The sequence below is a fragment of the Aeromonas sp. DNP9 genome (assembly GCF_001728955.1).
Lineage (GTDB): Bacteria > Pseudomonadota > Gammaproteobacteria > Enterobacterales > Aeromonadaceae > Aeromonas > Aeromonas veronii.
Genome location: NZ_LYSQ01000022.1, coordinates 77269 through 89554 on the forward strand (window position 1 = coordinate 77269; position 12286 = coordinate 89554).

Genomic DNA, 12286 nt, shown 5'->3' on the forward strand with positions numbered 1-12286 from the left:
TTCCTTGTAACTCTATTTGATACGGTCTATTCGGAGTTGTTCGTTGTCCAGCCGGACGTGTACCGGTTGCTGGATCAGGCCTGCCGGCAATGCATCGCTCAGCTGGAATGTGCCCGCGATGGAGAGCAGCTCGGCCTGTAATTGCTGGCAATAGATCCGGGCCTGGGTGTTGCCCCGGGCACCGGCAATGGCTCTGCCACGCAGGGTGCCATAAATATGAATGCTGTCATCGGCGAGCACTTCAGCTCCCGGACTGACGGACCCCAGCACCACCAGCGAGGTGCCGGCGGCGTAAATTTGCTGGCCGGAACGAACTGGTCCCACATGCACCTTGCTCGGGATCAAGGGGGCGGGTTCGGGTTCGGGAACCACCTCAGGGACGGCTGGCGCGGGGGCAGGCTCGGGTTCCGGTTCGCTCTTGCGACTCTTGCCCGAGGCCATCACGGCCAGTCCCACCGCCTTGGCGGCTGTCTTCATCTCTTCACTGCGCGCACCCGTGATGCCGACCAGCACAAACTCTTCGGACTCCACCAGCTCCTTGAGCTGTTCGAAATCGGGAATATGTTCCAGTCGGGAAACATTGATCACCAGCGGCGCACAATTAAAAAAGTAGGGTGCCTGGGCCACTTTTTCGGCCAACAACTGACGTATCCGCTCAGGCTCGCCATCGCTGATATGCAACACAGAAATAGTGAAGGTGGTCCCTTTCAATTCGTTATCGCGCTCAACCATGAATCTTCCCCGAGGCAGAGATGCTAATCCGTTATTGTTATTCAATTCCTGATGTTATAGTTTGCCCCCATCAGAGGCAATAAACTCGTCGGATTATATCAATTTCCATGTTGTGTGCAGTCTATAAAAGTCGCAAAAAAGCCGAGACCTACCTTTTTGTTGAAAAAAGAGAGGATTTCTCCCGCGTTCCCGCGCCACTGCTGAGCGCATTCGGGCGTCCCGAGCTGGTGTTGATGACCAAGCTGGATCCGGTCAAGCCCTTGGGCCTGGCTGATGTCGTCAAGGTGATGGCCGCGCTGACCAACCAGGGCTTCTACCTGCAGGTGCCACCGCCCCCCGAGAATTTGCTGGAGCAGCACAAGGCCAGCCTGAAAAAACCATCCTGAATATCCAGCCCCGTTGTGTGATCTGCCCAGCGGGGCTAATTCTTTGTGACTCTGCATGACGCATTCCGGCTCCGGAGAGGTAGCTTGCGATAATCCCGTGACAGGATCTGGCCAAATTAACCCCTCCCTTTGGTGATATTCACCTTTCGCTGTTTAAATAGAAAGTCAATCTGCTCCCAACACCATATCCTCAACCTTTGCTGGCGCTCACAAAAATAGCGAGTAGCGCGCACTCATATCCTCCATTTCAACGGCTATTGGCCCATTCATCGATTATTTTCAGCCTCTTCCTTGGGCGCTTTTTGGCCTCCACTGCGCGATACGTTTTACATCAAATAGGGCGTAAAGAGGGCGGTGATAACTGTGCTAAAACCAGTTTGAGGGATGCACTGTGGCCAAAATGATGAGCTAACCCCCTGTTTGTTTGCTTGATTTTTTGCCCTGATCACGAAAGTGCCACACAGATGGCAATCAGCGTGTAATTCGCAATGGTGAGCGGTAACCGCGTCTTGCCAAACAAGGGTATGACCAATGGTGAGGGGATTGAGCTGAGGGGCCTTCTCGATACTGATTAGTTGTGAAAACGTGACAGGGGCAAGATAGCGGGTAAAGGTTTCATGTCGGGGCGTAATGTCCCTTTCAATGCATTGAGAAGAGTTAATCAAGGTATGTAATTAGAGAGGTATGCAGACAAAGCAATCCGCATTGCGGTGGCGTAGCAGGGGTATATCAGCGACGCCCTACAGTGAAATGGTCGGTATGCCGGTATAAGTGCCCGGCATCCCATTCGGGCAATAAAAAAGGCGGGATATCCCGCCTTTGTTCAGATGAGGGTTAACCCCTATTTATTCGCAGGCAACCTGCATCACCTTGATGGCCAGACCGCCACGGGAGGTTTCACGGTACTTGGAGTCCATGTCCTTGCCGGTGATGTACATGGTCTCGATCACCTTGTCCAGAGAGACGCGCGGCTTGGAGGTACGACGCAGGGCCATACGGGAGGCGTTGACTGCCTTCATGGCTGCGATGGCGTTACGCTCGATGCAAGGCACCTGTACCTGACCGGCAACCGGATCACAGGTCAGACCCAGGTTGTGCTCCATGCCGATCTCGGCAGCTTCGCAGACGTGCTCCGGGCTACCGCCCATCAGCTCGGTCAGACCGGCAGCGGCCATGGAGCAGGAGACACCTACTTCACCCTGACAGCCCACTTCGGCGCCGGAGATGGAGGCGTTCATCTTGTAGAGGATGCCGACGGCACCGGCAGCCAGATAGAAGCGGGTGTATTCGTCGCGGCCAACCGGCTGGATGAACTTGTCGTAGTAGGCCAGTACGGCCGGGATGATACCGGCAGCGCCGTTGGTCGGGGCAGTAACCACGCGGCCACCGGCAGCGTTCTCTTCACTCACGGCCAGAGCGAACATGTTGACCCAGTCAACGATGTTCATCGGGTCGCTCGAGAGGTTCTCGTTGGTGTTGAGCTGACGGTAGAGCGGTGCGGCACGACGGGGTACGCGCAGCGGGCCGGAGAGAACGCCTTCGGTACGGCAGCCGCGCTCGATACCTTCGCGCATGGTGTTCCAGATCTTGCCGAACTTCTTGTAGATCTCTTCCGGGGTATTGAAGCACTTCTCGTTTTCCATCATCAGGGCAGAGATGGAGAGACCGGTCTGGCTGCAGTGGGCAACCAGTTCAGCGGCGCTCTTGAACGGGTAACGTACGGACATGTCGCCGCTGTCAGCCTTGCCGAAGTTCTCTTCGTCAACGATGAAACCGCCACCGATGGAGTAGTAGGTCTTGCTGTAGACCACTTCATCTTCGATCAGCGCAGTCAGCTTCATGCCGTTTTCGTGCAGCGGCAGGGCTTCGTCGTGGAATACCATGGCATCGCGCGGGAAGCTGACGGTGTGGCAGTGCAGGCCGATCGGCAGGCGCTCGGTCTGCTCAACACGGGAGATAAACTCGGGGATGGCATCGATATCGACATTTTCCGGCAGGTTGCCAGCCAGGCCCATGATGATGGCAGTGTCGGTATGGTGGCCTTTGCCGGTCCAGGAGAGGGAGCCGTAAACATCGACATTGATCCGGGTTACATCGCGGATCTTGCCGCCCGCGCGCAGCTCGTCAACAAACTGTTTGGCCGCTTTCATCGGACCAACAGTGTGGGAAGAAGAGGGGCCTACACCGATTTTGAAGATATCAAAAACGCTGATCATGTCACTATTACCTCAGGGTAGAAGGGGGCGGCATGCCCACTCACAGAAATTTGGGAGATCCATGGAACGCGCTTGTCAGCGCAGGTCACAGAACCAGATAACCGTAGTGTAACGGCTCCAGACCTAAAAAAAGTTGAAATAGATCTATTTTTGTTGAATCTGAGGCGCGAGTATAAAATTTATTTTTGTGCTTATCCATTTTGTTAAGCGTTTGCCCATAAAAATACCCGGCGATGCCGGGTATTTCGGAACCAAATGGAGTCATTTGCCGTTTTTTAACATTCGGTAATGTTAACGGCGAGGCCACCACGGGCCGTCTCCTTGTATTTGGTCTTCATGTCGTTGCCGGTCTCCCACATGGTCTTGATCACCTTGTCCAGTGACACCTTGTGCTCGCCGGTGCCGCGCAGGGCGAGGCGGGCGGCATTGATCGCCTTGACCGCCCCCATGGCGTTGCGCTCGATGCAGGGCACCTGCACCAGTCCGCCGATGGGATCGCAGGTGAGGCCGAGATTGTGCTCCATGCCTATTTCGGCGGCGTTCTCCACCATGGCCGGACTGCCACCCAGCAGTTCGGTCAGGGCGCCAGCCGCCATGGAGCAGGCGACTCCCACTTCCCCCTGACAGCCCACTTCGGCGCCGGAGAGGGAGGCGTTCTTTTTATATAAGATGCCGATGGCAGCCGCGGTGAGGAAGTAGCGGATCAGCGTCTCGTCATCCACCTTGTGCACGAAGCGATCGTAGTAGTGCAGCACGGCGGGGATGATGCCCGCAGCGCCATTGGTGGGGGCGGTGACCACCCGGCCACCGGCGGCGTTCTCTTCATTGACGGCCAGCGCAAAGAGATCGACCCACTCCATCACCATCAGCGGATCCTTGTTGAAGTTGGTCTCGCAACTGAGCTGGCGGAACAGCCCCGGGGCGCGGCGCCGAACCTTGAGGCCGCCCGGCAGCACCCCTTCGCTTTTGCAGCCTCGCTCGACGCAGCCCTGCATCGCCTGCCAGATCTTGCGCAGCCCCGCTTTTATCTGCTCATCGCTGCGAAATACCCGCTCATTGGCGAGGATAAGCCCCGAGATGGAGAGGCCGCTCTCCTGACAGTGGGCCAGCAGTTGGGCGCCGCTGTCGAACGGGTAGGGGACAGGATGTTCGGCATCAGACTTGGCGGCCTCTTCTTTGGCGGTAGCAAAGTGGCTCTCTTCAATGATGAAGCCGCCCCCGATGGAGTAGTAGGTCTGGCTGAAGCGCAGGTTTTCCTCTTTATCAAAGGCGCGCAGAGTCATGCCGTTGGTGTGGGCCGGCAAGGTTTTGCGGCGGTTGAAGATGATGGCACCGGTGCGGGGAAAATGGCTTGGTTGTTCGCCTGCCAGCGGCAGGTTCTGCTCCTTTTCCACTCGAGCCAGAATGGCGGGAATCGCATCGATATCGACCGATTCCGGTTCAAAGCCCGATAACCCCAGAATGATCGCCTTGCCGGTACCGTGCCCTTTGCCGGTCTGGCCCAGCGAGCCGTAACACTCCACTTCGACCCGCGTGACCTGTGGCAGATGGCCTTGCAGCTTGAGCTGCTGGACGAAGGCGTAAGAGGCACGCATGGGGCCGACGGTATGGGAAGAGGAGGGGCCAATTCCGATGGAAAACAGGTCAAACACGCTGATCATGACATCAATCCGGTGATGGTTTATGTCTGTTTATTCTAGGATTTTTGACGTGGATGGAAAGCGGGGATGTGCGGTGCTGTGACATGGACACAGATAATAGGGCTGGGGGGAACCAAGAAAGTTGAAGGGGCTGATCCCCTTCAACCGGCCTGATCAGTCGAGAAATTCGCACAGATAGGCAGTGGAAGTTTTCACTTCCAGTTTGAAGGAGGAGTGACCGGCCACCAGGAAGGATTCACCCTGGCTGTAGGTGTGCCACTCATCTTCATCAGCCAGCTGGATGGTGAGGGCGCCCTTGATCACCGTCATCCGCTCGGGGGCGGCGGTGTTGAACAGGTAGTCACCGGCGTTCATCACCCCGATGGTTGATTTCTCGCCTTTTTGTTCGAAACCGATGGATTTTACATTTCCGTCGAAATACTCGTTAACTTTCAGCATCTTTACATCCCTGTGTGTACGTTTGTGCAGCCAAACTAGCACAAACTTTTGCCAGTTGTCATGGGGGATGAGGTAAAAATCGCCGAGACCGCTTTGAATCTTCACTTTTTCGCAAACTTATTAATAGCCAAGGTTAATGATTTGCTGATTTAAAACAGCAATTAAATGTGAGATAACACGCGCAACCAGGGGAATGGGCAGCCGCTCATTCCCCTGTTTGGTTAATTGCACTGGGAAAAGTGTGAATTTTGCTACATAAAGGAACATATTGTGTTAACTAAAGGACTCATTAAAAACATCGGCTTCCAGGTTGTGGTCGCCATGGTACTGGGCGCAGTGGTCGGCGCGTTCATGGGTGAACAAGCCACCGTGTTTGCACCGCTCGGTACCCTGTTTATCCAGCTGATCAAGATGCTGGTGATCCCGCTGGTGGCGGTAGCCATCCTCTCCGGCGCCGCCAATCTGGGCGCCAGCCCCGCTGCGGGCAAGATCGGTGCGGCTACGCTGGCCTTCTTCCTCGTGACCTCAGCGTTGGCCGTGTTGCTGGCACTGGTGATGGGGCAGATCTTCAAACCGGGTGTCGGGGTCGATTTCGCTTCCGTCGCCTCCATGTTTGGTGGTGACTACGCCGATAAAGGGGCGTTGCCGGATGCAGTCGCCACCTTGCTTGGCATGATCCCCACCAACGTCTTCAACTCCCTCAACGAGGCTAACATCCTGCAGATCCTGGTGTTCTGCATGTTCCTCGGCATTGCGCTGGCCAAACAACCGCGCGAGCGGGCCAAGCCGCTGGTCGATGGGCTCAATACTCTGGTGGATGCCTTCGTCTGGATGATCAACAAGGTGATGATCATCGCACCACTCGGGGTGTTCGGTCTGATGGCGGAAGCCATCGGTACCTATGGCTTCGATGTGCTGACCTTGGTACTCAAGCTGTTCGTGGTCTATGTGGCTGCCATCCTTATCTTCGGCTTTGTGGTCTATCCGCTGCTGGTGATGATGTTCTCCAACACGCCGGTGATGAAGTACCTCTCTGCCATGAAGAAGCCGCAGATCGTGGCCTTCTCCACCGCCTCTTCCATGGCGACCCTGCCGGTCAATATGGAGACCTGCGAGCATGATCTGAAAGTGACCAACGCGACCGCCTCCTTCGTGTTGCCGCTGGGCGCCACCATCAACATGAGTGGCAACGCCATCTATTACGGTCTGGTCGCCATCTTCTTCGCGCAGGTTTACAACATCGATCTGAGCGTCGGTTCCTGGGCCGCCATCATTGTGACCTCCACTCTGGGGGCGATCGGTCAGGCCGGTGTGCCGGGCCCAAGCTTCCTGGTGGTTGCCGTGCTGCTGGCGGCCGGGATCCCCATTGAAGGGTTGCCGCTGCTGTTCGCGCTGGATCGTCTGTTCGACATGATCCGCACCTCCCTCAATATCACCGGCGATGCGGCCTGTGCTGTCATTGTTGACCGCTTCAGCCCGGAATATGACCCACAGCGCTGGAACAAGGCATAACTGCTTTGAGCTGGACTGAGATATAACAGCCCTAAGCTGACACTGTGTAACGCGAGCCCCTGCCATGATGGCGGGGGCTTTTTTATATCTGCCGGACAAGTATCAGAGCAAAGGTGTGCACAAGAGATTGCTGACAGATTTAGCTGTGTTGAATGGAGAGTACAGGAGGGGAAAACATCAGTTGTGGGCATGGGCCTTGTGACGGATGGCTGCCTGTGTGGCCGCCGGGGCAATGGGGTTGTCAAAGACTGGTAACAAAAAGGGGAGCCTCGCTCCCCTCGGATATGATTTGCTGCTGGTTCTACTCCATCAGGCCATATGGTTAAACCATCCTGGTTACACCCTTGTGGCGAAAGAAACAGCGTCAACGTGATGAAATCATATCTATGTTGACCATCTCGGCATTATTACTGAAAAGCGCCAGTTGGTGGCGATTAAACAGACATGGCAAAGAGGGTCAGTCCGGATTGATGCCTCTCTATCCGGCTCAGAACTGTGACAGTGAGGGCAGAGAGACAGCAACCAGGGTGAAAAACACCGTGAAAACGGCAGTAACGACAAACTCTTTCATTTTTCTCTCCCTAAGTTGTTGGTTGATGTAGTCAAGATACCATAACAAGGGGGTAAAACAAGGTGTAAATTGATAAAACAGCTTCTTTGTTTGTTAGGTTGGTTGAGATGGCTATTTTTGTCATATTGAGCTGATTTTATCACCTGCTCTGGTATGCCAGGCATTCAAGATTCTGTTTTTATGATTATTTCATTTAAATTCAATTAGTTAGTTAGCTGTTGGCTGGTTTGGCGAGGGGGTTTGTATGGGTCTCAAGTGGCGTTTTATAAGTTTTCACCCTCGTAATAGTGTCCTTAAAGCCATAAAAAGTGTGCAATACCATGATTTGACGATTCCTGACGGAGATAGCCCATCCAAAAGAAGTCAATGGAGACAATCTGGTTGCCAGCCCTTGTCGCACCATCACTTTATCAGTCCAGAGTCTCCGCATTTTTACAGCAAAACACTGGGGGCATAGGGAGGAGAGTCGTGCATCGGGGGGATACAGAGTGGCAGCTGGCTGTTTTATCATCGCCAATTTCCCCGTCGGCCTCGGAGTCGACATGGCCGCAGCAAGAGTGAGGTGGGCAATAGGCCAGAGGCGTATTCTCTGGCTGGGCTGGGCTGGGCTGGGCTGGGCGCAAGTAGCGATCCGCGTGGCCGGTGCATCTGCGTGAGTCATGTGAGTGCAATACGAGAACTGCGCCGGAGCATGGTTGGGGAAGATATCTGAATCCCTTCTGCAAGATTGAGATATAAAAAGCGGCGTATGACGAGGAGGCTGAACAAGCTCGTTTCAGGGTTGACAGAGCACAGGTCAACGCAATCCGGTTCGCAGTGATAAAACATCCACGACAATACCGGAACTCTGTTCGTAGGCTGAATCCGGTTGCTGTGAGGAGAGGAAGGCTAGTGATCAGTCAGATGGCGCAAGGGTTGGAATCAGGCAACCCGTATGGTGAGGAGCAAACAGCGTGCCGATGCACCAGTTTGCTTGAGATATAAAAAAACCCTCCGATGGAGGGTTTTTGTCATCAACAGCCGGTTAAAAGCCGCGAGGCTTAGAACAGGGTGGTGGAGAGGTTGTAAAGCTCCTGATCGAACGGACGCTTCATGTTCTCGATGCAGTCGATGATGTCGTGGTGTACCAGCTCGTTGCGCTGGATACCGACGCAGCGACCACCGTGACCAGCCAGCAGCTGCTCAACGGCGTAAGCCCCCATACGGCTGGACATGATGCGGTCACGGGCAGTCGGGGCACCGCCACGCTGGATGTGGCCCAGGATGGTGGCGCGGGTTTCACGACCGGTCAGGGCTTCGATGTCCTTGGCCAGGGCGTTCACGTCGGTAACGTGCTCGCAGATGGTGATGATGGCGTGCTTCTTGCCTTTGGCTTCGCCTTCCTTGATCTGCTTGAGCAGCTTCTCTTTGTCGAAAGCCACTTCCGGTACGATCACATATTCGGCACCACCGGCAACGGCGGCGGACATGGCCAGATCGCCACAGTGGCGGCCCATGATCTCGACCACGGAGATACGGTGGTGGGAGCTGCAGGTGTCGCGCAGACGGTCGATGGCGTCAACCACCACGTTCAGAGCTGTATCAAAACCGATGGTGAAGTCGGTACCGGCGATGTCGTTGTCGATGGTGCCCGGCAGGCCGATGCAGGGGAAACCCTCTTCGGTCAGCTTCTTGGCACCCATGTAGGAGCCGTCACCACCGATGACGACTAGCGCATCGATACCGTGCTTTTTCAGGTTTTCGATCGCTTCGGCGCGCACTGCGGGGTCTTTGAAGGCAGGGAAACGGGCGGAGCCGAGGAAAGTACCACCACGGTTCACCACGTCGGAGACGCTGTGACGCTCCAGCTTGACGATACGATCCTGGTGCAGACCAAGGTAGCCATCATAAATACCGTAAACTTCCAGGCCATGATGCAAACCGGCGCGAACCACGGCGCGAATGGCTGCGTTCATACCGGGTGCGTCGCCACCACTGGTCAAAACACCAATACGTTTGATTTGTTTGGTCATGAGTGCCTCTGGATCTGAGTTGTCAAATACGAATGTTTAAATAGACAAGCCACTTTTACTATATCGGCTTTCATATGGGATGCGGGGGCCACCATAGGAAAAGCGATACAAGAGAGGGGACAAGCCCCTCTCTTTGCCGTAATCAGCGATTACTTGGCTGCGCCAGCGATGATCTGGGAGAAGTCGTCCACTTTCAGGGACGCACCACCGACCAGGCCACCGTCGATGTCCGGCTGACCGAACAGGTCGGCTGCAGTGGCGCCAGTGACGGAACCGCCGTACAGGATCTGTACTTTGGCAGCAACGGCGGCATCAAAACCGGCCAGGTACTGACGGATGTGAGCGTGAACGGACTGAGCGATCTCCGGAGTGGCAGTCTTGCCAGTACCGATGGCCCATACCGGCTCGTAAGCGATAACGGCGTTGTTGAAGGAGGCGATGCCGCAACGGTCGATAACAGCTTTCAGCTGGGTCTCAACCACGTTCTTGGTCACGCCGGCTTCGAACTGCTCCAGAGTTTCACCGATGCACAGAACCGGCACCAGGCCGCCTTTCTGGATCGCTTCGTACTTGGCTGCAACCACGTCGTCGGTCTCTGCGTGCAGGGTACGACGCTCGCTGTGGCCGACCAGAGAGTAGGTGCAACCAAAGGCTTTCAGCATGGAGGGGGCGTTTTCGCCGGTGAAGGCACCAGACTCGTGAACGTCAGCGTTCTGGGCACCGTAGGCAATCTTGCTGCCAGCGGTCAGTTGCTCAACCAGACCCAAAAAGATAACCGGCGGGCAGACGGCGACTTGCACAGAAGGATGAGCGGCAGCAGCCGGGGTCAGTCCTTTGATCAGAGCTTCTACAGAAGCTTTGGTGCCGTTCAGTTTCCAGTTACCCATTACCAGGTGCTGTCTCATCTTGTATATCTCCTAGGCATTTGATTGCGCGACATTATATGAATTGAACCGAGCCCAAGATAGCTGACCCGGCGGCAAATGACGTAATTTTTTTTCGCTTTCCTGATCCAAATCAGGAATGAAACGCTTGATCGCTCATTCGTTAACCTGCCCCCGCAAGCGAGCCCACCATACTCCAATCCATTCGTGGATGGCAGCTTCGGAATACATCAGATAACGCCCTTTGGGTAAATAACTGTAGAGCGGCTGGGGTACCTGGCTCTGCTTGGCGGTGTAATCGGTGGGGGCCGGCACGGCATTGAGTCCCTGACCCTGATAGAGGGCCATGGCGCGTGGCAGGTGGGTGGCAGAACTGACCAGCGCCACCTCTTTTCCTTTCAGATGGCGGCTGATACTGACCGCCTCATCATGAGTGTCTTTGTTGTTTTCAAACAACGTCATCCGCGAACGGGGAATGCCGAGGCTCTCTGCCATCCGGGCATTGACCTCGGCATTGGAGAGGGTATCCCCCGACACATAGCCGGAGAAAACAAGTTCGGCGTCGGGATAGGCCTGGGCAAGGCGAACCCCTTCGAGAGTGCGGGCCAGGGCTATATTGTTCTGCCAACTGCGCATCGGCACCGCCGGGTCGCTGACATGACCATTGCCGAGCACCACGATGGCGTCGATGTTGGGATGCTGACTCACCTCGAACGGCGGGTAGGTCTGCTCCAGCCCGCGGGCCAGTTCATAGCTCACCGGCCGCATCCCCATCAGGGCCACAATGAGCAGCGAGAGGGTGGCCAGCAGCTTGCCGGTTTTCTGAAATCGGGTGAACCAGAGCAGCAGCAGGGCGACCAGCAGCAGGGAGAGGGAGAAGGGGAGCGGCATCAACAGCTGACCCAGCCACTTTTTGAGCACAAACACGGCAGACACTTCCTTGAGTTTTCAGCAAATTCGGGATGTGACAGAATACCTCTCTTTTTTGGGATGGCCACAACCCTGTGGCGCTAATGTTGAGTTTCTCCTTGAAGCACGATCAGAGTTTTGACGGGCGCGCAGACAAGTTCGCTCGCAACATTTACGACTCCACCAAGGGGCGCATCCGCACCACCATTGTCTGGAGCGACATCGAAGCCTGCCTGGCCCGCCTTGGCAACCGACCGCTGCGCATCCTCGATGCGGGGGGCGGGTTTGGCTATTTCGCCCAGAAGCTGGCGGCCATGGGGCATCAGGTGGAGCTGTGTGATCTGTCAGCAGAAATGCTGGAACTGGCACGCAGCCAGATCGCCGAGAAGGGGCTGGAAGACAAAATCCGTCTCATCCATTGCCCCATTCAGGATCTGAAGCAACACGTGACCGGGACCTTTGATCTGGTGCTCTGCCATGCGGTGCTGGAGTGGCTCGCCGAGCCGCGCCAGACCTTGCTGGGTCTGTTCCCTTTCGTCAATGCCGGGGGCATACTGTCGCTGCTTTTCTACAACCGTCATGGTTTGCTGTTCCAGAGCCTGGTGGTGGGCAATTTTGACTATGTGCGCCTTGGTCTTCGCAAGAAGCGTCAGACTGCGCTTACGCCCACCAATCCCCAGCTGCCGGAGCAGGTCTATGACTGGATTGGTCGCGGGGGGCTGCGCATCATCGGCAAGACCGGAGTGCGGGTCATCCACGACTATATGCGTCACAAGCAGGATCAGGTGGAGAAGTTCGACGATCTGCTGGCCATGGAGCAGCAATATTGCCGTCAGGAGCCTTTTGTCGCCCTCGGTCGCTATATCCATGTGATGGCCCAGAAGCCGGCCAGCTGATTGCTCGCGGTTCACGTCGATGTGAACCATGTTTTCGATGCTACCGGATGTAGCCGCGCGCACGATTTT

General features: G+C 55.7%; 10 protein-coding genes. 3 read left to right on the forward strand and 7 right to left on the reverse strand.

The annotated features are described in order from the left end of the window. Positions 1 to 12 precede the first annotated feature (12 nt). Entirely contained in the window at positions 13 to 732 is a 720-nt protein-coding gene (minC, locus tag A9G06_RS15840; protein ID WP_069528166.1) for a septum site-determining protein MinC, read from the reverse strand. A 107-nt stretch (positions 733 to 839) separates the two neighbouring features. Here minC and A9G06_RS15845 point away from each other — a divergent pair, with 107 nt between their 5' ends. Continuing rightward, positions 840 to 1118 (forward strand): YcgL domain-containing protein, encoded by a 279-nt coding sequence (locus A9G06_RS15845; RefSeq protein ID WP_069555818.1) that lies wholly within the window; start codon positions 840 to 842, stop codon positions 1116 to 1118. A gap of 845 nt (positions 1119 to 1963) precedes the next feature. Here A9G06_RS15845 and A9G06_RS15850 read toward each other — a convergent pair. The 3 genes from A9G06_RS15850 to A9G06_RS15860 form a co-directional block, all read right to left on the reverse strand. After that, positions 1964 to 3334 (reverse strand): L-serine ammonia-lyase, encoded by a 1371-nt coding sequence (locus tag A9G06_RS15850; protein WP_005336844.1) that lies wholly within the window; start codon positions 3332 to 3334, stop codon positions 1964 to 1966. A gap of 275 nt (positions 3335 to 3609) precedes the next feature. Next, positions 3610 to 4995 carry an L-serine ammonia-lyase gene (locus A9G06_RS15855; RefSeq protein ID WP_005336843.1) on the reverse strand — a complete coding sequence of 462 codons (1386 nt, stop codon included), beginning with the start codon at positions 4993 to 4995 and terminating at the stop codon, positions 3610 to 3612. A gap of 153 nt (positions 4996 to 5148) precedes the next feature. Then, a complete protein-coding gene (locus A9G06_RS15860; RefSeq protein ID WP_069555819.1) occupies positions 5149 to 5433 on the reverse strand; it encodes a pyrimidine/purine nucleoside phosphorylase in 285 nt (94 codons plus the stop codon). Positions 5434 to 5703: 270 nt separating this feature from the next. On the opposite strand from A9G06_RS15860, the gene A9G06_RS15865 reads away from it, so the two are divergent. Next, the gene (locus A9G06_RS15865; protein WP_083243809.1) at positions 5704 to 6945 is read left to right on the forward strand and encodes a dicarboxylate/amino acid:cation symporter; all 1242 of its coding nucleotides are present in this window, start codon (positions 5704 to 5706) and stop codon (positions 6943 to 6945) included. Positions 6946 to 8556: 1611 nt separating this feature from the next. Here A9G06_RS15865 and pfkA read toward each other — a convergent pair. From pfkA to elyC, 3 genes are all read right to left on the reverse strand, one after another. After that, on the reverse strand, positions 8557 to 9528 hold the full coding sequence (pfkA, locus tag A9G06_RS15870) for a 6-phosphofructokinase (protein ID WP_005336840.1): 972 nt from the start codon (positions 9526 to 9528) through the stop codon (positions 8557 to 8559). 149 nt (positions 9529 to 9677) lie between these two features. Further along, positions 9678 to 10433: a triose-phosphate isomerase gene (gene tpiA / locus A9G06_RS15875; RefSeq protein ID WP_005336839.1), complete on the reverse strand. Its 756-nt coding sequence runs from the start codon at positions 10431 to 10433 to the stop codon at positions 9678 to 9680. A gap of 135 nt (positions 10434 to 10568) precedes the next feature. Next, positions 10569 to 11339 (reverse strand): envelope biogenesis factor ElyC, encoded by a 771-nt coding sequence (elyC, locus tag A9G06_RS15880; RefSeq protein ID WP_069555820.1) that lies wholly within the window; start codon positions 11337 to 11339, stop codon positions 10569 to 10571. Between the two features lie 101 nt (positions 11340 to 11440). On the opposite strand from elyC, the gene cmoM reads away from it, so the two are divergent. After that, a complete protein-coding gene (cmoM, locus tag A9G06_RS15885) occupies positions 11441 to 12217 on the forward strand; it encodes a tRNA uridine 5-oxyacetic acid(34) methyltransferase CmoM (protein ID WP_031227571.1) in 777 nt (258 codons plus the stop codon). The last annotated feature ends 69 nt before the right edge of the window (positions 12218 to 12286 follow it).